The 25,170-nt window shown below is 66.5% G+C and carries 22 protein-coding genes; 10 read left to right on the forward strand and 12 right to left on the reverse strand.

The window, feature by feature from the left end; translation table 11 throughout:
- Positions 1 to 55: 55 nt before the first annotated feature.
- The 6 genes from JF52_RS0113575 (at position 56) to JF52_RS0113600 (ending at position 6,115) form a co-directional block, all read left to right on the forward strand.
- Positions 56 to 1,261: a thiolase family protein gene (locus tag JF52_RS0113575; RefSeq protein ID WP_033107127.1), complete on the forward strand. Its 1,206-nt coding sequence runs from the start codon at positions 56 to 58 to the stop codon at positions 1,259 to 1,261.
- A gap of 8 nt (positions 1,262 to 1,269) precedes the next feature.
- Positions 1,270 to 3,414 carry a 3-hydroxyacyl-CoA dehydrogenase NAD-binding domain-containing protein gene (locus JF52_RS0113580; protein WP_033107336.1) on the forward strand — a complete coding sequence of 715 codons (2,145 nt, stop codon included), beginning with the start codon at positions 1,270 to 1,272 and terminating at the stop codon, positions 3,412 to 3,414.
- 185 nt (positions 3,415 to 3,599) lie between these two features.
- Positions 3,600 to 4,259, forward strand: a complete 660-nt coding sequence (locus tag JF52_RS0113585) for a hypothetical protein (protein WP_235272443.1) — start codon at positions 3,600 to 3,602, stop codon at positions 4,257 to 4,259.
- Positions 4,260 to 4,311: 52 nt separating this feature from the next.
- Complete coding sequence (locus tag JF52_RS0113590; protein ID WP_033107128.1) at positions 4,312 to 4,989, forward strand: TetR/AcrR family transcriptional regulator; 678 nt, start codon at positions 4,312 to 4,314, stop codon at positions 4,987 to 4,989.
- Positions 4,986 to 5,612, forward strand: coding sequence for a hypothetical protein (locus tag JF52_RS0113595; protein ID WP_152594905.1), 627 nt, complete (start codon positions 4,986 to 4,988; stop codon positions 5,610 to 5,612). Before JF52_RS0113590 ends, JF52_RS0113595 begins: the two co-directional genes overlap by 4 nt.
- Positions 5,606 to 6,115, forward strand: a complete 510-nt coding sequence (locus tag JF52_RS0113600) for a hypothetical protein (RefSeq protein ID WP_152594906.1) — start codon at positions 5,606 to 5,608, stop codon at positions 6,113 to 6,115. The genes JF52_RS0113595 and JF52_RS0113600 overlap by 7 nt, the downstream gene beginning before the upstream one ends.
- A gap of 27 nt (positions 6,116 to 6,142) precedes the next feature.
- On the opposite strand, the gene dxs is transcribed toward JF52_RS0113600, so the two are convergent.
- The 5 genes from dxs to dut form a co-directional block, all read right to left on the reverse strand.
- Positions 6,143 to 8,083, reverse strand: coding sequence for a 1-deoxy-D-xylulose-5-phosphate synthase (gene dxs / locus JF52_RS0113605; protein WP_033107131.1), 1,941 nt, complete (start codon positions 8,081 to 8,083; stop codon positions 6,143 to 6,145).
- A gap of 169 nt (positions 8,084 to 8,252) precedes the next feature.
- Positions 8,253 to 11,084 (reverse strand): aconitate hydratase, encoded by a 2,832-nt coding sequence (locus tag JF52_RS0113610; RefSeq protein WP_033107132.1) that lies wholly within the window; start codon positions 11,082 to 11,084, stop codon positions 8,253 to 8,255.
- A 152-nt stretch (positions 11,085 to 11,236) separates the two neighbouring features.
- Entirely contained in the window at positions 11,237 to 11,977 is a 741-nt protein-coding gene (locus JF52_RS0113615) for a DUF3159 domain-containing protein (protein ID WP_033107133.1), read from the reverse strand.
- On the reverse strand, positions 11,974 to 12,564 hold the full coding sequence (locus JF52_RS0113620) for a DUF3710 domain-containing protein (RefSeq protein WP_033107134.1): 591 nt from the start codon (positions 12,562 to 12,564) through the stop codon (positions 11,974 to 11,976). Before JF52_RS0113620 ends, JF52_RS0113615 begins: the two co-directional genes overlap by 4 nt.
- Positions 12,561 to 13,034: a dUTP diphosphatase gene (gene dut / locus JF52_RS0113625; protein WP_033107338.1), complete on the reverse strand. Its 474-nt coding sequence runs from the start codon at positions 13,032 to 13,034 to the stop codon at positions 12,561 to 12,563. The genes JF52_RS0113620 and dut overlap by 4 nt, the downstream gene beginning before the upstream one ends.
- 12 nt (positions 13,035 to 13,046) lie before the next feature.
- Here dut and JF52_RS0113630 point away from each other — a divergent pair, with 12 nt between their 5' ends.
- A complete protein-coding gene (locus JF52_RS0113630) occupies positions 13,047 to 13,529 on the forward strand; it encodes a DUF3093 family protein (RefSeq protein ID WP_033107135.1) in 483 nt (160 codons plus the stop codon).
- A gap of 97 nt (positions 13,530 to 13,626) precedes the next feature.
- On the opposite strand, the gene JF52_RS0113635 is transcribed toward JF52_RS0113630, so the two are convergent.
- On the reverse strand, positions 13,627 to 13,920 hold the full coding sequence (locus JF52_RS0113635; RefSeq protein ID WP_033107339.1) for a DUF4193 domain-containing protein: 294 nt from the start codon (positions 13,918 to 13,920) through the stop codon (positions 13,627 to 13,629).
- A 198-nt stretch (positions 13,921 to 14,118) separates the two neighbouring features.
- Here JF52_RS0113635 and sepH point away from each other — a divergent pair, with 198 nt between their 5' ends.
- Positions 14,119 to 15,177 (forward strand): septation protein SepH, encoded by a 1,059-nt coding sequence (gene sepH / locus JF52_RS0113640; RefSeq protein ID WP_033107136.1) that lies wholly within the window; start codon positions 14,119 to 14,121, stop codon positions 15,175 to 15,177.
- A 43-nt stretch (positions 15,178 to 15,220) separates the two neighbouring features.
- Here sepH and JF52_RS0113645 read toward each other — a convergent pair whose 3' ends face one another.
- Positions 15,221 to 16,348, reverse strand: a complete 1,128-nt coding sequence (locus JF52_RS0113645) for an alkaline phosphatase family protein (protein ID WP_033107137.1) — start codon at positions 16,346 to 16,348, stop codon at positions 15,221 to 15,223.
- A gap of 44 nt (positions 16,349 to 16,392) precedes the next feature.
- Here JF52_RS0113645 and JF52_RS0113650 point away from each other — a divergent pair, with 44 nt between their 5' ends.
- Positions 16,393 to 18,837: a DNA gyrase/topoisomerase IV subunit A gene (locus JF52_RS0113650; RefSeq protein WP_033107138.1), complete on the forward strand. Its 2,445-nt coding sequence runs from the start codon at positions 16,393 to 16,395 to the stop codon at positions 18,835 to 18,837.
- A gap of 31 nt (positions 18,838 to 18,868) precedes the next feature.
- Here the strand turns inward: JF52_RS0113650 and JF52_RS0113655 are convergent, their stop codons facing one another.
- Both JF52_RS0113655 and JF52_RS0113660 read right to left on the reverse strand, forming a co-directional pair.
- Positions 18,869 to 19,834 (reverse strand): arginase family protein, encoded by a 966-nt coding sequence (locus JF52_RS0113655; protein WP_235272445.1) that lies wholly within the window; start codon positions 19,832 to 19,834, stop codon positions 18,869 to 18,871.
- A complete protein-coding gene (locus JF52_RS0113660) occupies positions 19,831 to 21,945 on the reverse strand; it encodes a DNA gyrase/topoisomerase IV subunit B (RefSeq protein WP_235272446.1) in 2,115 nt (704 codons plus the stop codon). The genes JF52_RS0113655 and JF52_RS0113660 overlap by 4 nt, the downstream gene beginning before the upstream one ends.
- 183 nt (positions 21,946 to 22,128) lie before the next feature.
- Here JF52_RS0113660 and JF52_RS0113665 point away from each other — a divergent pair, with 183 nt between their 5' ends.
- Positions 22,129 to 22,347 (forward strand): DUF7455 domain-containing protein, encoded by a 219-nt coding sequence (locus JF52_RS0113665; RefSeq protein WP_033107139.1) that lies wholly within the window; start codon positions 22,129 to 22,131, stop codon positions 22,345 to 22,347.
- A 25-nt stretch (positions 22,348 to 22,372) separates the two neighbouring features.
- On the opposite strand, the gene JF52_RS0113670 is transcribed toward JF52_RS0113665, so the two are convergent.
- Genes JF52_RS0113670 through JF52_RS0113680 form a run of 3 tightly spaced genes read right to left on the reverse strand, consistent with a single transcriptional unit; the run spans position 22,373 to position 25,133 of the window.
- A complete protein-coding gene (locus JF52_RS0113670) occupies positions 22,373 to 23,413 on the reverse strand; it encodes an alanine racemase (RefSeq protein WP_033107140.1) in 1,041 nt (346 codons plus the stop codon).
- A complete protein-coding gene (locus JF52_RS0113675; RefSeq protein WP_234000267.1) occupies positions 23,413 to 24,105 on the reverse strand; it encodes an alanine racemase C-terminal domain-containing protein in 693 nt (230 codons plus the stop codon). The genes JF52_RS0113670 and JF52_RS0113675 overlap by 1 nt, the downstream gene beginning before the upstream one ends.
- Positions 24,102 to 25,133, reverse strand: coding sequence for a sugar-transfer associated ATP-grasp domain-containing protein (locus JF52_RS0113680; protein WP_033107141.1), 1,032 nt, complete (start codon positions 25,131 to 25,133; stop codon positions 24,102 to 24,104). The genes JF52_RS0113675 and JF52_RS0113680 overlap by 4 nt, the downstream gene beginning before the upstream one ends.
- Between the last annotated feature and the right edge of the window lie 37 nt (positions 25,134 to 25,170).

Here is a 25,170-nt window from a genome sequence, read left to right on the forward strand (position 1 = left end):
CCCCACGGTATCCGACGACTCGTAGTCTGAGGTCAAACCTAACCTTGGAGGCAGAGTGGCCGAGATCTCGGACGTCTACTTCGTTGATGGCGTACGCACCCCGTTCGGGCGCGCCGGCGAAAAAGGCATGTACTGGAACACACGCGCGGACGATCTCGCTGTGAAGGCGACGATCGGTCTGATGGAGCGCAACGCCGGCATTCCGGCCGAGCGCATCGATGATGTCGCGATCGCCGCCACATCGCAGACGGGCGATCAGGGTCTGACGCTCGGCCGCTCGGTCGCGATCCTCGCCGGCCTGCCCAACACCGTCCCCGGTCTCGCGGTCGAGCGCATGTGCGCCGGCGCGATGACCAGTGTCACCACCATGGGTGCGTCGATCGGCATCGGCATGTACGACTTCGCCCTCGCGGGCGGCGTCGAGCACATGGGCCACCACCCGATCGGCGGCAACGCCGACCCGAACCCCCGCTTCGTCGCGGAGAAGATGGTCGACCCCGGTGCCCTGAACATGGGCGTCACGGCCGAGCGCATCTTCGACCGTTTCCCTCACCTCACCAAGGAGCGCTCCGACCGCTTCGGCATGCTGAGCCAGCACAAGGTGCAGGCCGCGTACGACGCAGGCAAGATCCAGCCCGACCTCGTGCCCGTGGCGATCAAGGGCGCCGACGGTGCCTGGGGCCTCGCCACTGAGGACGAGGGTCGCCGTCCCCAGACGACGATGGAAGACCTCGCCGCGCTGAAGACGCCGTTCCGCCCGCACGGTCGCGTGACCGCCGGCACCTCGTCTCCGTTGACCGACGGCGCCACCATGTCGCTGCTCGCCGGTGGCGGGGCGGTCAAGGAACTCGGCCTGAAGCCGAAGATGAAGATGGTGTCGTTCGCCTTCGCCGGCGTGCAGCCGGAGATCATGGGCATCGGTCCGATCCCCTCGACCGAGAAGGCGCTGAAGAAGGCCGGTCTGACGATCTCCGACATCGGACTGTTCGAGCTGAACGAGGCGTTCGCGATCCAGGTCATCTCGCTGCTCGATCACTTCGGCATCGCCGATGACGACCCTCGTGTCAACCAGTGGGGCGGCGCGATCGCGATCGGCCACCCGCTCGCGGCATCCGGTGTCCGACTGATGATCCAGCTCGCGGCGCAGTTCGCCGAGCGTCCCGACGTGCGCTACGGCCTCACGGCCATGTGCGTGGGCCTCGGTCAGGGTGGCTCCGTCATCTGGGAGAACCCCTTCTACGACGGCAAGAAGCGGAAGTGAGCGGCGACGTGACCGACTACGAAAAGATCGATTTCTCCTCCATCCTGGCGCTCGCCGGCGACGAGGTCGTCACGCACTCCCCCGTGCGCGACATCCGCCTCCCATCCGGCAAGGTCCTGGCGCTCATCACCCTGGACAACGGTCGCGATCACACGCGGCCGAACACGCTGGGCCCCGCCACGCTGACCGAGCTCGGTGAGACGCTGTCCGGGCTGAAGGCCCGCGCCGGGGCCGGCGAGATCCAGGCCGTCGCCATCACCGGCAAGCAGTACATCCTCGCCGCGGGTGCTGACCTCTCGGACATCTCCAAGGTGCAGTCGAAGGAGCAGGCCAAGCTCATCGCTCAGCTGGGCCACAAGGTGATCGGCTCGCTCAGCGAACTCGGTGTGCCGTCGTTCGCCTTCGTGAACGGACTCGCGCTCGGTGGCGGCCTCGAGATCGCACTGAATTCGACCTATCGCACGGTCGACGCCTCCGCGGCCGCCGTCGCATTGCCCGAGGTCTTCCTCGGCATCATCCCCGGGTGGGGAGGCGCGTATCTGCTGCCGAACCTCATCGGCATCGAGAACGCACTCGAGGTGGTGATCTCGAACCCGCTCAAGCAGAACCGCATGCTCAAGCCGCAGCAGGCGTTCGACCTCGGCATCTTCGACGCGATCTTCCCCGCCGCCAACTATCTCGAGAACTCACTCGCGTGGGCGGATGCCGTACTCGGTGGCAAGAAGGTCGAGCGAAAGAACGAGCCGGGCAAGCTGGAGCGTCTGACGAAGTGGCCGATCGCCATCAAGATGGCGCGCGGCATGCTCGAGTCGAAGATCGGCACCGTGCCGAAGTCGCCGTACGCGGCGCTCGAGCTGCTCGACAAAGCCAGGAGCGGAACAAGGGCAGAAGGGTTCGCCCGCGAGGATGAGGCGCTCAGCGAGCTCGTCACCGGAGATCAGTTCGCGGCGTCCATGTACGCCTTCGACCTGGTGCAGAAACGCGCGAAGCGCCCGGTCGGCGCACCGGACAAGGCGCTCGCGAAGAAGGTCACCAAGGTCGGCATCATCGGCGCGGGCCTCATGGCCAGCCAGTTCGCGCTGCTGTTCGTGCGCAAGCTGCGCGTGCCCGTGCTGATCACTGACATCGACCAGGCCCGCGTCGACAAGGGCGTGGCCTACATCAACGACGAGATCGGCAAACTCGAGGCGAAGGGCCGTCTGGACGCCGATGGCGCCAACCAGCTGCGCGGGCTCATCCACGGCACGGTCGACAAGAGCGAGTACGCCGACTGCGAGTTCGTGATCGAGGCCGTCTTCGAAGAGGTCGGCGTCAAGCAGCAGGTGTTCGGCGAGATAGAGAAGTACATCGCCGAAGACGCGATCCTCGCGACCAACACGTCGTCGCTCTCGGTCGAGGAGATCGGTGCGAAGCTCGCTCACCCCGAGCGTCTGGTGGGTTTCCATTTCTTCAACCCGGTCGCCGTCATGCCGCTCATCGAGATCGTCAAGACACCCGGCACGAACGAGCAGACGCTCTCTACCGCGTTCGTCGTCGCGAAGGGACTGGGGAAGAATGCCGTGCTCACGGCCGACGCCCCGGGCTTCGTGGTGAACCGCCTGCTGGCGAAGGTCATGGGCGAAGCGGCACGTGCGGTCTACGAGGGAACCCCCGTCGCCGATGTCGAGAAGGCGTTCAGCCCGCTCGGTCTGCCGATGGGGCCGTTCCAGCTCATCGATCTGGTGGGCTGGAAGGTCGCGGCGCACGTGCAGGACACGATGGTGCGCCACTTCCCCGACCGCTTCTACGCGAACGAGAACTTCCACGCTCTCGCCGAGCTGGAGCAGGTCGTGGAGAAGGACAAGGGAGGCCGAGTCACCGGCTGGACCAGGGCCGCCGAGAAGGCGCTCAAGGGCCACCTGGGCAGCACGCCCGCATCGGCTGAGACGATTCTGCGACGCGTCCAGGACGGACTCACGCAGGAGATCAAGCTCATGCTCGACGAGGATGTGGTGCCCGAGGTCGAGGACATCGACCTCTGCCTCATCCTCGGTGCCGGCTGGCCGTTCATCGACGGCGGCGCTTCTGTGTACCTCGATCGCGAGGGCGCATCGGAACGCGTGTTCGACGGCACCTTCCACTCTCCGCCGATCCGCGGCATCGCGCACGTCTGACGCTGCGTCGCACCCGAAGGGGTCGTGTCCTCGGATGCGGCCCCTTCACTGCGTCCAAGCGGCCAACCACTCACGAAATCCGGGTGAACAACTCGTGCGGGACCGTGAACTGGCGCCGTGTCGCGCAGGTGAACAGGCAGAGTGTGAGTGTGGATGCGATATTCAGCGCACTGGGAACCGGGACCATGAGCACTCTCGTCAAATCCGGCACTGCCGTCCTGACCACGCTGCTCGTGGTTCCTGCGCTCCTGAAGCTCTTCATCGTGACCGTCGACGAGGGGTGGGCGGCGATCCGAACCCGCAACGGCAAACCCATCGTCCGCAAGCCCACATCGCGCAGCGTGCGCACCGGCAAGGGCACGGCGGGCGAGGTGGTCGTGCTCCACTCCGGCTCGCACGGAGCGTTCCCGCTCTTCTATTGGTACAAGCTCATCGACGTTCGTGTCCGATCGACGGATCTGCCCGCGCGTCATCTCACCGGCGCAACAGGGCATCAGCATCTCATCCACGCGTCATTCGAATGGCGCCCCGTCCCCTCGGGGCGAGATCTTCGCGTCTTCGAGCTCGACGTCGTGAACGTGAAAGAACGGGCGGCCAACATCGTCGGCGCCGCTCTGCGAGACGTCATCCACGCGACCGACGGCGCGGTGCTGCCACGCAACGAGGACGTCAACGTCATGGTCCTCTCCCAGTGCGCGGAGCGCGCGCAGTCCGCCGGTGGCATCGAGATCCTCTCCGTCATGATCACCGGCGACGCCCTCACCGACGGGTACCTCCTCTCGCAGGCGCTGCGGGAGACGGACCGCGGGTCCGCTGCCGTCGCCGCACTGCACGCACTCAACTGAGCCACGGTCGCCTAGTGCTCTGTGTGAGACACGCCTGTGGTATTTTTTGAACATGTTCGAAACAGGCGACCGGCCGCAGACCAAGAGCGAGCGCACACGAGCGAGGATCCGCGATGCTGCCATCGCTTCATTCATCGAGCACGGATACACCGACACGACGATGCGGGCCATCGCCGACATTGCCGAGGTCTCGGTGAGCAACGCCTATTACTACTACCCATCCAAGATGCACCTGGTGCAGGAGCTCTACGTCCGCGTGCAGCACGAGCATGCCGCATCAGCTCGCCCGCTCCTCAGCACGAAGACGGGCCTTGTGGACAGATTGCGAGTGGTCTTCGACACCGGGCTCGCCGCGGTAACGCCCTATCGGCACGTCGCGCCGGGATTCCTCGCCGCAATGATCCCACCGGACTCTCCACTGAACCCGCTGGCAGACGAATCAGGGCCCGCCCGTGAGCTGACCGTCGGCTTGTTCCGTGAGGCTGTCGACGGCGCCCAGCACCGTCTTCCCGATGACGTCGCCGAGCTCCTGCCGCACGCCTTGTTCGTCGGGTATCTCGCACTCGTCCTTCGTTGGACATACGATTCCTCCGTCGACACGAAATCGACCAAGCGGATGCTGGATGCTGGTCTGCGAATACTCGGCCTTGCGCTCCCCTTCGTCAAGGTGCCCGGCATCCACACGGCATCGCGCGAACTGCTCACACTCGTCGCGGAGGTGCGGTCTTGAGTGAGGATCGTCCACTTCCTTCGCCGCGCACGACCGATGAGCCGATGGCGTTCACCCGGGATGAACTCACTCGCGGCGCCTGGTACACCTGGTTCATCTTCATCGCGCTCGTGTTCGTCGGCCTGACGATCATCTTGGAAGCATCCATAGCCGACGCGTCCTTCTCGACTTCGTCCGACCAGACGATGATGTTCATTGGACTCATACTGCTGAGCCTGGTGGTCACCGTTTTCGTCGCCGGTCCCATCTCACTGTTCGTCATGGTGGCAGGTGTTCTGGTCGCCTGGCCGATCGGTCACCTGCTGCGTCGCACTCGCGCCATTGCGCTTCATATCTCTGCGTACGTCGCTCTCGGCCTCCCAGTCGGCGCGATCGGCATGTGGCTCATCAGCGTAATTCTCGGTGGGACGTCGTTCTTCGCAGTCCCGACATCGATCGTCGTCTCGGCGGCGTCCGTCATCGCTGTTCCCGCCGGCTGGTGGTTCACATTCCGCAGAGCACTAGCCGACGACAGCTACGTGTTGCGGCGTACTCGACACACGTGCTCATTCAACGATGCGGATGCGGCGGTCGAAGATGCCGCGTTCGATCACCCGTCCTCCACCACGGCGACTACGTGGTGAACGTCACACCGCGCACGAAGACCGCGCCGATGGCGTTCACGCGGCGGGAGTTCTGGCGTGGGGTACGAGCATCCTGGTGCATCTTCATGATCGAGCTGACGGCTGTCCTCATCGGCATGGGGATCGTGCAGTCCGGTCTCCCTTGGGGGCCACCGCTCAGCATGGTGACGCTCTACCTCGTCGTGGGCCTGCCTGTGGGCGGAGCGGTGTCCGCCGTCGTCGCCGCTCTCAGCTCTCCGCTGGCGTGGTACCTCGGGCGTCGTCTCGCGACCACCAGGACGATCGCCGTGCACCTCGCTGCTTTCGCCCTCCTGGGCGCCCTCATCGGTACCGTACTGATCGGTACGATAGCGTTGCTCAGCGGCGCCGCCGCAACCCGATACGTCTTCGGATGGCCATTCAGCGGGGTCGTCGTGGGAGTCTGCGTTGCTGCCGTCGTCGGAGGATGGGCATGGACCGCCTGGCGATCCCATCGCGAATCCACGCGGATCACCGGCGTGTGACGAGATCTGCTCCGAGCATGAGCCCCCTCAGCGCCGGTCGTGCAGAGGCAGGTCGATGGCGCCGGTCTCCCCCGCATTACGGGCGACGGGAATACGGGTGCCGAGCACCTGGGACACGATGTCCTGCGCGATCTTCGGCGCCGCGAGCCCGGCATCCGCGAGGATCTGATCACGGGATGCATGATCGATGAACTCATCCGGCAGCCCCAGCTCATCCACTGCCGTGTCGATGCCGGCCTCGCGAAGCACCTGGCGCACGCGCGTGCCGATGCCGCCGACGCGGATGCCGTCCTCCAGAGTGATCACGAGACGGTGAGACCGCGCCAGGTCGATGACCGACCGCTGCACGGGGATCGCCCAGCGCGGATCGATGACCGTCGCACCGATGCCCTGCGCACGAAGACGCGCGGCGACATCCATGGCCATGGCGGCGAACGGTCCGATCGCGACGATCAGCACGTCCTCGCTCTCACCGCGCGACAGCACGTCGACACCGTCATCGAGGCGCTCGAGCGCGGGGATGTCGGCGGCGACCTCACCCTTCGGGAACCGGATGACGGTCGGCGCGTCGTCCACGGCCACCGCCTCGTCGAGGGCTTCCTTGAGCCGCGCGCCGTCGCGAGGTGCCGCGATGCGGATGTGCGGCACGATCTGCAGCATCGCGAGATCCCACATGCCGTGGTGGCTGGGTCCGTCGGGGCCGGTGACTCCTGCTCTGTCCAGGACGAACGTGACACCGGCCCTGTGCAGAGCGACGTCCATCAGCACCTGGTCGAAGGCGCGCCCCATGAAGGTGGCGTAGAGGGCGACGACCGGATGAAGTCCGCCGAAGGCGAGCCCGGCGGCGGATGCCACGGCGTGCTGCTCAGCGATCCCCACGTCGTACACGCGGTCGGGGAAGCGCTCCGCGAACGGAGCGAGGCCGGTCGGTCGGAGCATCGCCGCGGTCATCGCGATGACCTTCGGGTCGCGCTCCCCCACGCGCACCAGCGAATCAGAGAACACATCGGTCCAGCTCTGCCCGCTGCTCGACAGCGATTCGCCGGTCACCGGATCTATGCGATTGACGGCATGGAACTGGTCGGCCTCGTCGTCGCGTGCGGGCTGGTAACCACGCCCCTTCTGGGTTATGGCGTGCACGAGCACTGGAGCACCGTAGGACTTGGCGAGTTCGAGTGTCTCGAGCAGTGCCGGTATGTCATGGCCGTCGACGGGTCCGAGGTACTTTATGTCGAGATTGGAATACAGCGCCTCGTTGTTCGTGAAGCGGGACAGGAACCCGTGGGTGCCGCCACGGATGCCGCGGAACATCGCGCGACCCACCGGACCGAACACGCGGAAGAGCCGGTCGGACTTGCGGTGCAGGTCCTTGTAGGCCGCCGCCGTGCGCACGCGGTTGAGATAGCGGGACATGCCGCCGATCGTCGGAGCGTAGGAGCGCCCGTTGTCGTTGACGACGATCACGAGGTTGCGGTCGTTGTCGTCGGTGATGTTGTTCAGTGCCTCCCACGTCATGCCGCCTGTGAGGGCGCCATCGCCCACGACGGCCACGACGTGGCGGTCAGAGCGGCCGGTGGCTGTCAGCGCCCTGGAGACGCCGTCGGCCCAGCTCAGCGAGCTGGACGCGTGGGAGGACTCCACTACGTCGTGCGGGCTCTCGCTGCGCTGCGGGTAGCCGGCGAGTCCGCCACGCACACGCAGTGCGGAGAAGTCCTGCCTGCCGGTGAGCAGCTTGTGCACGTACGACTGATGCCCGGTGTCGAAGATGATCGGGTCGTCCGGTGACTCGAAGACGCGGTGCAGTGCGATCGTGAGTTCCACCACACCGAGGTTGGGGCCGAGATGTCCGCCGGTGAGAGAGACCTTCTGGACGAGGAACTCCCTGATCTCCGCGGCGAGTCCGACGAGTTCGTCCGGGGTGAGGTCATCGAGATCTCGTGGTCCGCTGATGCGCTGCAGAATCGGCATCCGCCCTCCTCCTCGTTCCGGGAACCGGGTCGGTCACCCGCTCAGTCCCGCCCGTCGATTCTATCGTCGCAGTCCGAGAACTTACGGTTAACCCGGTTGCGCCGCGCCATGGCTGCGGGTATGCGAGAGGGCCCGGGCGACCAGCACCCGAGCCCTCTCACAGCGACGATCAGACCAGCGAACGCAGCACGTACTGCAGGATTCCGCCGTTGCGGTAGTAGTCGGCTTCACCAGGGGTGTCGATGCGGACGACCGCGTCGAACTCGACGACCTGCTTGCCCTCTGGTGAGTGCTCGCTCGGTGCGGCGGTGACGTGGACCGTCTTCGGCGTGGTGCCCTCGTTGAGTTCTTCCAGACCGGAGATCGAGACGACCTCGGTGCCGTCGAGACCCAGAGACTCCCAGCTCTCGCCGGCGGGGAACTGCAGCGGGACGACGCCCATGCCGATCAGGTTCGAGCGGTGGATGCGCTCGAAGCTCTCGGTGATCACGGCCTTCACACCCAGCAGGCTCGTGCCCTTGGCCGCCCAGTCGCGAGACGATCCGGAGCCGTACTCCTTGCCGCCGAAGATCACCAGCGGCGTTCCGGCCTCCTGGTAGTTCTGGCTGGCGTCGTAGATGAACGACTGCGGGGCGTCGGGCTTCGTGAAGTCGCGGGTGTAACCGCCCTCGACCTCTGCGCCGTCGTTGACAGCGCGCACGAGCTGGTTCTTCAGACGGATGTTCGCGAACGTGCCACGGATCATGACCTCGTGGTTTCCGCGACGCGATCCGAAGGAGTTGAAGTCCTTCTGGCGCACGCCGTGCTCCTCGAGGTACTTCGCAGCCGGTGTCGCGGCCTTGATGTTGCCCGCGGGGCTGATGTGGTCGGTCGTGACCGAGTCGCCGAGGGACGCCAGCACGCGGGCGCCGCTGATGTCGCTGACCGGGGTCAGCTCCATCGTCATGCCCTCGAAGTAGGGAGGACGACGCACGTAGGTGGACTGCTCGTCCCACTCGAAGATCGGACCGGTCGGCGTGGGCAGGCTCGTCCACCGCTCGTCACCGTCGAAGACCGTGGCGTACTGCTTGATGAACTGCTCGCGCGAGATCGACGAATCGATGACTTCCTGGATCTCGGCGGGTGTGGGCCAGATGTCCTTCAGGAAGACGTCGTTGCCGCCGCTGTCCTTGCCGAGCGCATCGGTCTCGAAGTCGAAGTGCATGGAACCTGCCAGCGCGTACGCCACCACCAGCGGCGGAGATGCGAGGTAGTTCATCTTGACGTCGGGGCTGATGCGACCCTCGAAGTTGCGGTTGCCCGAGAGCACAGCCGTCACGGCGAGGTCGTGGTCGTTGACCGCGGCGGAGACCTCTTCGATCAGCGGACCCGAGTTGCCGATGCAGATCGTGCAGCCGTAGCCGACCGTGTAGAAGCCGAGACCCTCGAGGTCCTTGTCGAGACCGGACTTCTCGTAGTAGTCGGTGACGACCTTGGAACCGGGGCCGAGCGTCGTCTTGACCCACGGCTTCTGCTTCAGGCCGCGTTCGCGCGCCTTGCGAGCGAGAAGACCCGCCGCCATCATCACCGAGGGGTTGGACGTGTTGGTGCACGAGGTGATCGCCGCGAGAGTGACCGCACCGTGGTCGAGGATGTAGCTCTCGCCATCGGGAGTGGTCACCGGAACCGGCTTGGACGAGCCGTTGACCCCACTGGAGATGTGCACAGGGCGAGTGTCGTGGTCCTCATCGCCAGGGCCCGCACCCGGGTCGGATGCCGGGAACGAGTGCTTGGACTCGAGGTCGACGAGCGAGTCCGACGTGGATGGGTCGGCGTAGTTGACGATGTCCTGCTCGAACTGCGACTTGGCTTCGGAGAGGAGGATGCGGTCCTGCGGGCGCTTCGGGCCTGCGATCGACGGCACGACCGTGCTGAGGTCGAGCTCCATGTACTCGCTGAAGACGGGCTCCTTGTCCGCGTCGTGCCACAGACCCTGCAGCTTCGCATATACCTCGACGAGGGTGACGGCCTGCTCGTCACGGCCGGTCAGACGCAGGTAGTCGGTGGTGACCTCGTCGATCGGGAAGATCGCCGCGGTCGAACCGAACTCGGGCGACATGTTGCCGATCGTGGCGCGGTTGGCCAGCGGTACGGATGCGACGCCGGCACCGTAGAACTCGACGAACTTGCCGACGACGCCGTGCTTACGCAGCATGTCGGTGATCGTGAGCACGACGTCGGTCGCGGTGACGCCGGCGGGGATCTCGCCGGTGAGCCTGAAGCCGACGACGCGCGGGATGAGCATCGAGACGGGCTGGCCGAGCATGGCCGCCTCGGCCTCGATACCGCCGACGCCCCAGCCCAGCACCCCGAGGCCGTTGACCATCGTGGTGTGCGAGTCTGTACCGACGCAGGTGTCTGGGTACGCCTGGAGGACTCCGCCGTTGGTGCGGTCGTAGATGACCTTTGCGAGGTGCTCGATGTTCACCTGGTGCACGATGCCGGTGCCTGGAGGAACGACTTTGAAGTCGTTGAACGCGGTCTGGCCCCAACGCAGGAACTGGTAACGCTCACCGTTGCGCTCGTACTCGATCTCGACGTTGCGCTCGAGAGCGTTCTCTGAGCCGAAGAGATCCGCGATGACCGAGTGATCGATGACCATCTCTGCCGGTGAGAGCGGGTTGATCTTGTTCGGGTCGCCGCCGAGAGCGGTGACAGCCTCGCGCATGGTGGCGAGGTCGACGATGCAGGGCACACCGGTGAAGTCCTGCATCACCACGCGTGCCGGCGAGAACTGGATCTCCGTGCTGGGATCCGCCGCGGCATCCCACGACCCGAGCGCTTCGATCTGCGCCTTCGTCACGTTCGCACCGTCTTCGGTGCGAAGCAGGTTCTCGAGGAGCACCTTCAGGCTGAACGGCAGCTTCTCAAAGCCGGGAACCGCGTCAACACGGAAGATCTCATAGTCGGTACTGCCGACCGTCAGGGTGCTCTTGGCACCGAAGCTGTTCACCGTGGACACGATTCCGTCTCCTTCTTGTCTGATGGAAGCGACAGGCGACTCCATCTTGCTCGCGTGCGACGCTGTCGGCTAGCAAGGCACACCTAACAGTGTGCGCCGTGAAAGCCCATCAGCGAAAGGTCACAATTTATCTTGATGTCAAGATAAATCTATCACGAACGGGATGCTGTGGACTGCGGCGACTCGCGAGGATAGAGCGCTCGCACCACAAGCCAGGTGACCGCGATCAACGGCGCGAACAGCGGCAGCCCCATGATGAGCTTCAGTGTGCCCAGCGCCGTCACCTGATCGGTCAGGTACAACGGCAGCTGTACCGCCAGACGCGCGAAGAACAGTGCGGCCCATGCGATGCCGAGCCAGCGGAACGCGCGGCGCTTGCGCTTGTCCGCCCGCCACGCCGTCGCCTCACCCATGAGGAAGCCGGCGGCGATGCCGATCAGCGACCAGCCGATGAGGGCCGAGACGAGCAGGACCGTGCCGTACACGGCGTTCGTGATGAGGCCAGGCACGAAGTTGTCGGCGCCGCGACCGGTCCACAGCGCGAGGGCGGCGGCTGCGCCTGCGGCGATCAAACCGCCCAGTGCCGCCGAGGGCGGTGACTTCTGCACCAGACGCACGATGGTGAACACGGCGGCGAGCCCGACGGAGACGCCGAGCGCGAGGATGAGCGGTTCGGGCCGGAGTGTGAACAGGACGACGAACGCGAGGCTCGGCAGCACAGATTCGAGCACGCCACGCCATCCGCCGATCGCCGACCAGACGACCTTGTGCGTGCTGGCGTCCTCGGCAGGATCCAGGCCGGCCCTGCGTGCGGCGCCGCCGAGTGCGGCGCCGAGGAGCTCTGAGGTGCTCTGCTCGCGCGCCTCGTCGCTTTCGTGGTTGTCGCCGCTCACGCGGATCCGGGCGTGGCCGGCATCTTGAGCGGGATCAGATCGCGCGGCGGCATCGGTGCGCCTCCGCGAACCACGACGATCGAGCGGAACAGGTCCTCGATCTTCGCGGCGGCATCGGGGTCAGAAGCCGCAGATCCGCCGATCACTCCTCGCAGGAACCAGCGCGGTCCGTCGACGCCGACGAATCGCGCGAGCCGCAACTCCGAACCCTCGGATGCGGGGCTGGGCACCTCGGCGAGGAGTTCCTTGCCCAGCGGACCCTCGCGCTCTTCGACACGCCCGCCCTGCTGGCGGACCTGGTCGACCAGCTGCGCACGCGTCTCGTGCCAGAGACCGAGCGTGCGCGGCGCGGCGAACGGCTGCACCTGAAGCGACGAGTCGGCGTAGTCGAGTCCGACGGCGACGATGCGCTTGGTCTGCTCCTCGACCTCGAGACGCAGATTCAGTCCTTCGCGCGGGAGGATCTTGATGCCCCCGAGGTCGATGTACGGGCGGATCGGGTTCGCCTCGGACTCATCGAACGGTCCGTCTGTCGAGCGGTTCGCCGGTGCCGACTTCGACGGCGGCTGTGTGATCTCTTCAGTCATCTGCTGTTTCCTGCCTGTTCGGCGCTCTGCGAGGGTGCCTGATATCCGGTGGATCCGAATCCGTCCGCACCACGGGCGCTCTCCGGTAACTCGTCGACCGGGATGAAGTTCGCACGCGTCACCGGCATCAGGATCAACTGCGCGATCCGGTCTCCGACGGCCACATCGTACGCGTTCGATCTGTCCGTGTTGAGCAGACTCACCTTGATCTCACCGCGGTATCCGGCATCCACCGTGCCCGGCGCGTTGACGATCGTGATCCCGTGCTTTGCTGCGAGACCGCTGCGCGGCACGACGAACGCGGCGTAGCCGTCGGGCAGCGCGATCCTTACGCCCGTGGGCACGAGGGCACGTTCGCCCGGCTCGAGTCGCACGGCCTCGGCCGCGACCAGATCGGCGCCGGCATCACCCGGATGCGCGTAATGCGGCGCAAGAGACGCGATAATGGGTAGATCAACGGAATCGCTCACCACACGAGGCTAATGCAGAACCACACCCCTGACACGCTCGTTCGCTATCGCGAACGTCTTTCCCCGAGCCTCTGGCTGCTCGTGACAGCAGCCGTGATCGGGCCGATGGTGGCGCTGACCTTCACACCGCTGGGTTCGCTGCTGGCTCTGCTGATCGGCGCGGCGGCGGCGGTGCTGCTGATCGTGGGTCTCATCGCCGCATCACCCGCCGTCAGTGTGACGGGCACCGTGCTGCGCACCGGCAGAGCGCATATCGACGCGCGGTGGCTCGGCTCCGGCGTCGCGCTGGTCGGTGACGAAGCACGTGAGGCGCGTGGTACCGCGCTGCCAGCGCGCGGCTGGCACCTCATCCGCGGCGGCATCGACGGCATCGTGGTCATCCAGAACACCGACCCGGACGACCCAGTGACCAGTTGGACCATCTCCACGCGCACCCCTGACCGGCTGCTCGCGGCGATCCAGGATGCCCAGGCGGCCGCATCCGCTCACGCCTGAGCGGCAATCCGTCCTGGCACGACGACGCAATCCGTCCTGGCACGACAACGCGCCCCAAGCCATACGGCCGGGGCGCGTGAACGCGGTGCGTCTGCCGTCAGGCAGCGCACTCCTTGCAGATCGGACCTTCTGCGCCTTCGTGATCGAGCTGCGAGCGGTGCTTCACGAGGAAGCAGCTCATGCAGGTGAACTCGTCCTGCTGCGCTGGCAGCACGACGACATCGAGTTCGAGGTCGGAGAGGTCGGCACCCGGGAGGTCGAAACTCGACGGGTTGTCGGAGTCCTCGTCGCCGGTCGTGCCAGACAGTTTGTCCGGCACACGCTCCTTGAGTGCTTCGATCGACTCGGAGTCGTCTTCGCTCTTTCGGGGGGCGTCGTAGTCGGTTGCCATGCGGTAGATCTCCACTTTCATGGTGCTAGTGGGCGGTGCGCCGTCGGGTACGCGGCGGGCATAGTTTGCACGACGCAGAGACATTTAGCAAATGCCGCCACGCGCAGCAGATCAAACTCACGGCACGCCCAGCGTATTCCCGGCTCGGAGCGACTGTGCGTGACACCATGATCGAACACCCATCAGAGGGGCATTCGCATGGAAAACGTCACTATCGTCGGCACCGAAGACGACCTGCTGATCCTCGCCACCGGTTCCGGCGAGCGATTCGCGCTGGCCATCGACGATGTGCTGCAGCGCGAGATCCGTCGCGCACGTCGCCGGGACTCGGACGACGCCCCGCGCGTCATCGCCAGCCCTCGCGAGATCCAGGCGCACATCCGCTCCGGGCTCTCGGCAGTCGAGGTCGCCGAGCTTCTCGGGATCGGCGTCGACGATGTCGCCCGCTTCGAAGGACCTGTGCTGGCCGAGCGCGAGCACATCATCGGACAGGCACTCGCCGTGCCTGTGCTCATCGGCAGCGAGGTCGAACCAGACGCTCAGCCGACGTTCGGCGTCGCGATCCACGCGAAGATCGCCGATCTTCAGGCATCGGCAGAACGCTGGGCCAGCTGGAAGGACGATTCCGGCTGGATCGTCAAACTCGAGTTCGACGCCAACGAGGTGTCGCACGATGCCCGCTGGAGCTTCGACCCGCGCCGCAGCGCGCTCTCGCCCCTGAACGCGGATGCCACGCAACTCTCACGGCAGGGCTCGCTGCCCGAGGGCCTCATTCCTCGCCTGCGCGCCGTCGACAGCGACCGTGCCGAGTCCCCGTACAAGGACGACAGCCGCTTCGACTCCGGTGCGTTCGGCCCACGGCTGCTGCCCGCCCCGGAGGCGGACGTCGAAGAGCCCCTGCCGCCGGAGCGCTCCAACGCCGCAGCGCAGGCAGCTGCGATCAAGCGCGCGCCCGACGAGTCGGTGACGAGTGCTGAGACGGCCGATCTGCTCGAGGCCCTTCGCCGACGCCGTGGACAGCGTGAGAGTGCGCCTCTGCTGGATGAGGAATCCTCTGAACAGCATGACCGCACGGAAGACTCGGGACCGATCGCGCTGTTCGAGTCTCTCGAGCCGGAGTACGTGGAGCAGAAACCGAAGCGCACACCGGATGCCGCGCCTCAGGACTCTTCGAGCGACGCCTCCGGACGACGTCGCCGCCGCAATGCGATGCCGTCGTGGGACGAGATCGTCTTCGGCGCACGCACCGACGACTGACGCGCACGCATCGGCTGCTGAGCCGACGCAGTTCCACGCTCGATCAGACCGCGAACGCCCCACGCAGGATGTACGGAACCTGTCGTTCCTCGGGTGTCAGTGCACCGTGCTGGCCGACCATTCCGCGCGCGCGCTGGTCTTCGGCGGTGCCGTCGTAGAACGCCCTGTTGCCGCGTGCGATCACCAGCAGATCGCCGATGCGGGAGGCCGCAGCCGGCGTCACGCGCGCACCGAACAGGCCGGTCGCGATCGCCTCGGTGCCGCTGAGCACTTCGGCGTCGCCCTCGCTCGCGATACGCCATCGTTGAAGGGCCGCCTCGGCATCGGCATCCGGTTCCAGGTACACGTGCAGCATGCGGGGCTCTCCCCCGATGTGACGCACCCCGTCCAGGCGGGCGTCGCCTTCGTCGAGGACGACATGCCGATGCGCAGGAACGTCGATCATGCCGTGATCCGCCGTGACGAGCACTCCGACCTGGCGCGGAGGGACCGCCGAGAGCGCTCCGTCGATCTCTTCCAGCGCCGCGATCCATTCCGCAGACTCGACACCGTGCTTGTGCCCCGCCTTGTCGACTTCAGGGAGGTAGCAGTACACGAGCGAGCCGGGGTTGTCAGCGGCGAGCTGGTAGGCGACGGCCACGCGCTCGGCCGGTGTCTTCGCCGCGACGAACGCGGCACCTCGCATGGTCGCCCTCGTGAAGCCGCTGTGCGCGTAAGCGGCAATACCGACCGCGAAGGCGCCGTGCCCCGCCGCGATCGCTCGCTCGAACACCGGGGGCGCCGGTTGCCAGACGAGCGGATCTATGCCGTCGCTCTCCCATCCGGAGAGCTGGTTCACCAGCCTGTCGTGCTCCCGATCGAGCACGCGGTAGCCCACCAATCCGTGCTCGCCCGGCTCCAGGCCGGTCAGAGTGCTCGTGAGCGCTGCCGCCGTGGTCGTGGGGAACACCGAGTAGGCGACATCCTTCTTGCCCAGGCCGGCCGTCATGCGACGGGCATGGCCGGCGTGGCCGCGCAGCTGGATCGCACCGAGTCCATCGACGATGACGAGGACGACCGATCGGGCAGGTCTCAGCGCCCCGTCGGCACCCTCGAGCGCCACCAGCAAGTCGCCCGCCACCCCGGTCAGGCTCCGGGCGGGCGTCGGCGCGGACGGTAGAATCAGAGACATCCGAGCCAGTCTTTCACAGGCCCAGCATCGTCCCCAGGAAGTCCATGCCCCGCACCGAATCCACCGAGCCCGTCGAGGAGCGCATCCAGGACATCGATCTGTCCTCCGAGATGCAGGGATCATTCCTCGAGTACGCCTACTCGGTGATCTATTCCCGCGCGCTCCCGGATGCCCGCGACGGACTCAAGCCCGTGCAGCGCCGCATCCTGTATCAGATGGCGGAGATGGGACTGCGCCCAGACCGCGGCCATGTCAAGAGCGCCCGAGTCGTCGGCGAGGTGATGGGAAAGCTGCACCCCCACGGCGACTCCGCCATCTATGACGCACTCGTACGCCTGTCGCAGGACTTCGCACTCCGGGTGCCGCTCGTCGACGGGCATGGAAACTTCGGCTCCCTCGACGACGGCCCCGCCGCATCCCGCTACACCGAGGCCCGCCTCGCACCGGCCTCGCTCGCGCTCACCGAGAACCTCGACGAAGACGTCGTCGACTTCGTGCCGAACTACGACGGCCAGTTCCAGCAGCCGGCCGTGCTGCCGGCAGCGTTCCCCAACCTCCTCGTCAACGGTGCCAGCGGCATCGCCGTGGGCATGGCGACGAACATGGCGCCGCACAACCTCATCGAGGTCGTCGCCGCAGCCATCCATCTGCTCGAGAATCCGGATGCCACCCTCGACGAGCTGATGGAGTTCGTCCCAGGACCCGATTTCCCCTCGGGCGGCATCATCATGGGGCTGGACGGCATCAAAGACGCCTACTCGAACGGCCGCGGCGCCTTCAAGGTGCGCGGCAAGGTCTCGGTCGAATCCATCGGCCCCCGGCGCACCGGCATCATCGTCACCGAACTGCCCTACATGGTCGGCCCTGAACGACTGATCGAGAAGATCCGCGATGCCGTGCAGGCGAAGAAGCTGCAGGGCATCAGCGATGTCAACGACCTCACAGACCGTCAGCACGGCCTGCGTGTCGCGATCGGCATCAAGACCGGCTTCGACCCGAACGCCGTGCTCGAGCAGCTTTATCGGCTGACGCCCTTGGAAGACTCGTTCAACATCAACAATGTCGCGCTCGTCGAAGGGCAGCCGCGCACGCTGGGCCTGAAAGAGATGCTCAGCGTGTACGTGGGCCACCGGCTCGAGGTCATCACCAGGCGCAGTCGGTACCGTCTCGCACGGCGGGAAGAGCGCCTGCACCTGGTTGAAGGGCTTCTCGTCGCGATCCTCGACATCGACGAGGTCATCCAGGTCATCCGCTCCTCCGACGACTCAGAGCAGGCCCGCACACGTCTACGGACCGTGTTCGACCTCTCCGAGGCGCAGGCCGAGTACATCCTCGAACTCCGGCTGCGCCGCCTGACGAAGTTCTCCCGCGTCGAACTCGAGACCGAACGCGATGCGCTGCAGGCGGAGATCGCTCAACTTCGCGAGCTGCTCGGAAGCGAGGTGCTGCTGCGTGCGCAGGTCGCCAAGGAGCTGGATGCCGCGGCCGAGGCATACGGCACCCCACGGCGCACGCTGCTGACGAACGGCAAGCCCGCCCCGCCACGCCGTGCGAAGGCCGGCGAGCCGGATCTGCAGATCGCCGACGTGCCGACCGTCATCGCGCTGTCGACGACGGGTCGCGCGGTGCGTGTCGACCTCGCAGAGGGCCAGGACCTCAGCCGTCCTGCACGCCGCAGCAAGCACGATGCGATCATCTCGACGACGACGACGACCGTGCGCGGCGAGGCCGGTGCCATCACCACGACCGGACGCCTGCTGCGCTTCTCCCCCGTCGATCTGCCTTCCGTCCCCGGCACGTCGGTGCAGCTGGCCGCCGGCACGCCGCTGCGCGACTACCTCGGCATCACGTCGCGCTCGGAGAAGGTGCTCGCGCTGGTGGATCTGTCATCGGATGTCCCGGTGGCGATGGGGACTGCGCAGGGGACGATCAAGCGCATCGTGCCCTCCGGCCTTCCTGTGCGCCCCGAGATCGAGGTCATCTCCCTCAAGCCGCAAGATGCAGTGGTCGGTGCGGCATCGGCGTCAGACGACTCCGAGGTCGTGTTCGTCACCACCGATGCTCAGCTGCTCCACTTCCCCGCATCCGCAGTGCGCACCCAGGGTGCGGCGGCCGGCGGAATGGCCGGCGTCAAGCTCGGCTCGAGCGCGGCCGTGCTGTTCTTCGGCGTCGTGGATTCGAGCGACGATGCGACCGTGGCGACCGTCTCCGGTGCTGAGGGCGTGATCCCCGGAACGGATGCCGGACGCGCCAAGGTCTCCGCCTTCGCGGAGTTCCCCGCCAAGGGCCGTGGCACCGGCGGCGTGCGCGCGCATTCATTCCTGCGCGGCGAGGATCGGCTCACCGTGGCGTGGGCTGGCGCGGCTCCCGCGTACGCGGTCGGCACGGACGGTGCCGTGCGCACGCTTCCGGAGACCCCGGCCAAGCGCGACGCCTCGGGTCAGCTGATCGACGGCGTGATCGGCTCGATCGGCCGCCCGGTCATCTGACCCGCACGGCGGCGCCGTCGGACGGCCGCGTTCAATCGCGTTCGACGGCATCGGTGCCGAGATCGCCGAGCCCCTGCTCGATGACCCGTGCGACGGTCTCCGCATACGCGCCGTCGGGATCCAGGTCCGGATCGAACACCGTGACAGATGCGCCCCAGGCGCGAGGGGCGATCCATCGGAGCAGCGCGATGAGCTCATCCGGCGCCAATCCGCCCGGGTCCGGGCTGTCGACGGCGGGCATGTGCTCGGGGTCGAGCACGTCGACGTCGACCTGGAGCCAGTATCCGCGCTCCAGCCCGGGTGTGGCGATGATCTGCGCCGCTGCGCGCGCACCGCCGTGCAGGATGACGCGATCGGCGGGGATGGTCAGCGCGATCAGCGGCGACAGTTCAGAGACGTGCTCGTCCTCGCGTCGGCAGCCGACATGCACGGTCGTGTCGGCGTCGAAGTAGGGGCCGAGACCGTCGATGTCGGCGATCTCCGGAACATGGTGCCCGATCGCGGCTGCGAGGTCTTCGCCGGCGAGGCTCCCGTAGGCGTCGCTGTTCCCCGGATGACGGAAATCGGTGTGGCCGTCCACGTGCACGAGTCCCCCACCGCCCGACACCTTGCTTGCCATGCCTGCGGCCATGAGCAGGCTGCAGTCACCACCGAGAACAAGTGGCGCCAGCCCGGCAGCGCGAGCCTCGACGATGCGACGCGCGAGGAGCCGCGCGTGATAGATGATCGCTCCTTGATTGCGCATGGTGCCGACGGCGCGACGGCCCTCGTCGTCGACATAGCGACCGGGCAGCACAGCGCCCCAGTCGACTGCTCCCCTGCCGATCAGCACCTCATGCAGGCCGGTCTCCCGCAGGGCCTCCGGCGCCTTCGATGTCCCCGGCACCGAACCCGGTTGCGGGGGCCTCAGCCCGAGATTCGACGGCGCGGAGATCAGGGCGATCACAGGGTCGCCCTCCCCCGTGCCGTCGTGTCCCGTGCGGTAGTTCGACGTCACGCGTCGATCGACTCCCGGGAGAGCTGGTCGGACGAGTCGATGATGAACTCGCGACGGGGCGCGACCTCGTTGCCCATCAGCAGTTCGAACACCCGGCCTGCGGCCTCGGCATCCTCCATACGCACGCGCCGCAGCAGTCGCCCGCCTCGGTCCATCGTCGTGTTGGCCAGTTGATCGGCATCCATCTCGCCGAGTCCCTTGTACCGCTGGATCGGCTCATGCCAGCGCTTGTTCGCCTTGCGGAGCTTCGCGAGCAGGGCGTGCAGCTCCTGCTCGGTGTAGGTGTAGATGGTCTCGTTCGGCTTGGACCCGGGGTTCATCACGATGACCCGGTGCAGCGGAGGAACCGCGGCGAAAACTCGTCCCTCCTCGATCAGTGGACGCATATAGCGGAAGAACAGCGTGAGCAGCAGCGTGCGGATGTGCGCGCCGTCGACGTCGGCGTCGCTCATCAGGATGATCTTGCCGTAGCGTGCAGCGGAGATGTCGAATGTGCGTCCGGAGCCTGCGCCGATGGTCTGGATGATCGCGGCGCATTCGGCATTGGAGAGCATGTCGCCGATGGATGCGCGCTGGACGTTGAGGATCTTGCCACGGATGGGCAGCAGTGCCTGGATCTCACTGTCCCTGGCACGACGAGCCGTCCCCAGCGCGGAGTCGCCCTCGACGATGAACAGCTCGCTGCGCGAGACGTCGCTGGATCGGCAATCCACGAGCTTGATAGGGAGCGAAGACGACTCGAGGGCGTTCTTGCGTCGCTGGGTCTCCTTGTGCGCACGTGCCGAGATACGCGCCTTCATCTCGGAGACGACCTTGTCCAGCAGCTGGCTGGCCTGGTTCTTGTCATCGCGTTTCGTCGAGGTGAACCGGGCGCCGAGCTCTTTGCGAAGCACCTGCGCCACGACCTGGCGTACGGCGGGTGTGCCGAGCACCTCCTTCGTCTGGCCCTCGAACTGCGGTTCCGGCACCTCGACGGTGAGCACGGCCGTGAGACCGGCGAGCACATCGTCCTTCTCGACCTTGTCGTTTCCGACCTTGAGCCTGCGCGCGTTCTGCTCGACCTGGGCGCGCAGCACCTTCAGCAGTTCCTGCTCGAATCCCTGCTGATGCGTGCCGCCCTTGGGCGTCGCGATGATGTTCACGAACGAGCGTGTCACCGTCTCGTAGCCGGTGCCCCACCGCATGGCGAGATCGACACGGCACTCGCGTTCGACCTCCTGCGAGGTCATGTGGCCGTTCGCCTGCAGAACGGGAACCGTCTCCTTGAACGTTCCGGTGCCCTGAATGCGCCAGGTGTCGGTGATCGGTGCATCCACGGCGAGGTAGTCGACGAACTCCGCGATGCCGCCGTCGTAGCGGTACGAGACCTCCACCGATTCCGTCGCCGAGGTCGGCGACTCGGTTGCTGAGCCTGTCGAAGCACGATCGTCGCGGACGACGATCTCGAGCCCCGGCACGAGGAACGCTGTCTGACGTGCGCGGTTCTCGAGCTCCGCGAGCTGGAACGCAGCATCCTTCGTGAATATCTGACGATCGGCCCAGTACCGCACACGCGTTCCGGTGACACCCCGCGGGGCCTTGCCTGCGACTCTGAGCTCGCTGCTCTTCTCGAACGGGGAGAACGGTGCATCCGGTCGCTTCTCGCCCGAATCCTTGAAGTTGCCCGGCTCCCCGCGGTGGAACGACATCGCATAGGTCTTGCCCCCGCGGTCGACTTCGACGTCGAGCCGTTCGGAGAGCGCGTTCACGACGGACGCGCCCACTCCGTGCAGACCACCGGATGCCGCGTACGAGCCGCCGCCGAACTTTCCGCCGGCGTGGAGCTTGGTGTAGACGACCTCGACCCCGGTCAGACCCGTGCGCGGTTCGATGTCGACGGGGATGCCGCGGCCGCGGTCGTGCACCTCGACACTGCCGTCCGCATGCAGGATCACGTCGATGCGTGTGCCATTGCCGCCGACGGCCTCATCGACAGAGTTGTCGATGATCTCCCACAGGCAGTGCATGAGCCCTGGAGACCCGTTCGATCCGATGTACATGCCGGGGCGCTTGCGAACCGCCTCAAGGCCTTCGAGAACCTGAAGATGATGGGCGGAATACTCAGCGGTCACAATCCTCGATTCTATTCGCGACCACGTTCGATGCTCTGCAGACACTCCCCTGGCGACGCACCCTCGCGACTCCGGCGTACGCGCTGAGCGAAACACGCCGTCCATCGGGCATGACTATCAGCCAGCCGTGGTTGTATTGAGGACATTCCCACTGGAGATGCCGATACCCGAGGAGGCACCGAGATGAACGCTACAACCGAACGTGAGACCTCCACCGTCGAGTACCGTCTGACCGCGATGGACCGCTGCGACTCATGTGGCGCGCAGGCCTACATCGCAGCCGAGGTCAACGGCTCCGAACTGCTCTTCTGCGCCCACCACGGCCGCAAGTACGAAGAGAAGCTCCGCGACGTCGCGACGTCATGGCACGATGAGACCGCTCGTCTCGTCGACGCTGTGTGACACAGTCCGTCGCCTGACTGATTCGTCAGTCCACGATCACCCGCCGCACCGCTGAGGTGAGGCGGGTGATGATCTCTTCGCCCACGGTGTCGATGCGCTCGGCCAGTGTCGTCGCATCCGATTCGCCCTGTTCTCCCGGTCCGAACACGGTCACCGTGTCACCGACGCGGGCGCCGCTCCAGTTTCGGACCAGCGTGCTCGTCGCGTCGATCCGCACGATCTCTCGCAGGCCTCCCGGGGTTCCGACGCTCGCGCCCACGAGGTTCGAGGGAAGTCCGTGGAACGCGCCGAGCCCGATGACGACTTCACTCGCGCGCTCCTCGATGACCCGAGCGCGCAGCGCTGCGATCGGCGTGACACCGGGGATCTCAGGTCCGTCCGCCGAGCGGATGCCGTAGCAGAACGCACCGATCCGGCACACCGTGCCGCGCAGCTCCGGGCGCCACCAGGATGCCGCCGAGGCGGTCAGGTGCAACGACTGCGGCGCGGCGCCCATGGCTCGCACCACCTCGACGGCGTCACGGAACGCGCGGGCGGACTCGTCGTCTTCCGCGTCACTCGCTTCGGCGAGATGACTCCACACGCCGACCACTTCGATCAGGCCCGCCCGCTGCGCGGCCATCGCATCCGCGATAACCCGGGGCCAGTCCTCCGGCCGGATGCCGTTGCGGTGCAGCCCGGTGTCGATCTTCAGATGCACCCGCGCGGTGAGCCCGACGCGGCCGGCGACGTCGGTCACCCGTCTCAGATATTCGGCGGCTCCGACGCCCACCTGGATCCGGGCTCGCAATGCACGTTCGATCTCGTCGTCGCTCGAATCGGCCCAGGCGAACACCGTGGCGTGCTCTGCCTGCGCGCGGATGCGCAAAGAAGTGTGCACGTCGTAGCCGCCGAACAATTCGACGGGTCGCGTCGCATCTGTCGCAGCGGAGGCGGCCCACTCCACGCCGTGACCATATGCGTCGTCCTTCATCGCCAGCATGAGCTGTGCGGGGCCGATCCGCTCCTGCACCGCGGCGAGGTTCTGCTGGAAGCGCGTGCGTGAGATCTCGAGCGAGGGCGTCATCAAGGCGTCCATTCGCGCACCGCCTTGGAGCCTGCGACGGTGATGAGCTCGGTGATGCCGAGCCCCGTGATGTCCGCCCATTCCGTCAGGGCATCGCGGACGACACCCGTGCCACCGAAGTAGACGACGTCCGCACCCACGACGTCGCCTGCCGCCGCGTCCTCGAGGTCGACGACGCATACGTCCATCGCCACTCGTCCGACGATCGGTCGCAGTACGCCGTCGACTTCGACGTGAGCCGAGCTGCCGAGCGCGCGGACGATTCCCTGCGCGTACCCGCCGGTCACCAGTGCCACGGTCGTATCGACAGCGGCGCGATGGCGGTAGCCGTACGAGACCGCTTCACCGGCCCGCAGCGGCTTGGTCGAGACGATCCGGCCCACGAGCCGCATCGCCGGTACGGTCCGGGCGCCGGGAAGGCCGTAGAGGAGGCCGCTGTCGATGTTCGCCTCTCCGGTCGTCACAGCGCGCACGCCCAGTGCGTGCACGAGGTCGGCGACGTGCGCATCGTCGACCAGGACCGCTTGCACTCCGGCGTCGCGAACCACCGCGGCGACTTCGAGCACGCCGTGTCCGAGCGCGTCGCCTCGAAGGTCGGCCAGCTCGCCGCCGAGCGCGACGGCCTCGCGGGCGCCCTCACGCAACGCTCCCGCCGAGACGAGTGCGCGCGGCAGGCTCCCGGTCTGGGTCACCGCCTGCTGGCCTCGATCACCGGAAGATGCCTCGCTCGGCTGCCGGTGCGGATGCCGGTGGCGCTCACGCGGGTCTCGTAGAGTCCCGGCGTCCAGTTTCCCTCGATCAGCATCGGACCGTCAGGTCCGACAGCGACGTCCCACCCGATGTACGGCACGGTGGGCACCTCCTGCGCGGCGCGTGTGACGAGGGCGACGACGCGATCCCACATCGGCACCTCGAAGTCGACGATCGACTTGCCCGAATCCGGGTGCGTCTCGTACCGTGACTTGTGCTTGCCGGTGTGGCCCGGTCCGAAGGACTTGCCGTTCTCGTCGATCATCGTGAAGAAGCCGCCCCAGGTGAACTGATCGCTCACTGCGCCTCGGCCGAATTTCTGCGCTGCCATCAGCACGTGCACCTTCGAGCCGTCGAAGAACGTCGCCACGCGGGTGGTGTTGACGGTTCCTTCGCAGTACTCATTGAGATACGGATGCTGCTCGATGCGCTGCTCGATGAGCCGCTGACCCTTGTCACGCAGCTCGTCGCGGAACGCGTTCCAGTCAGTGATCTCCGCTGCGTCGTACCGGAAGACGCCCTTGCCCTCGCGGCCTACAGGCGTCTTGGCGATGAAGATCGGGTTCTTCTCAGCGAACGCGCGCAGACCCTCAGCATCCACCTCATCGAGGTCGAGCCAGTCGCGGCCGAGGTACTCGGCGAAGCGGCGGTTGAAGGTGATCTTGTTCTCGAACTGCAGCACGTCGGTGCGGTCGTTGACCGCCTGGGCCAGATGATGCTGGATCAACGAGGTCATGAAGGTCTTGCGCTCGCTCTTGGTCAGCAGCGCGAAGTCGGCCTCGTAGTAGTCGATGTATGCCGTGTCGTGCAATGCCGCCCAGACGAGCATGTCGACGAACACCTTCGGCGCCCACTTGCCCTGCTCCTTGGCGATCTGGGACGCGAACCCCCACACCCGACGCGGATCGAACGAGGTGAGGCGCCTCAGAAGGTACTTCAGGCGCGCAGCGGGTGCGACGTCTCGAGACAAGGGCAAAGACCTTTCGGCGGGGGCATGTCAGAACGTC

The sequence above is a fragment of the Microbacterium profundi genome (assembly GCF_000763375.1).
In the GTDB taxonomy this organism is placed as follows: Bacteria; Actinomycetota; Actinomycetes; order Actinomycetales; family Microbacteriaceae; genus Microbacterium; species Microbacterium profundi.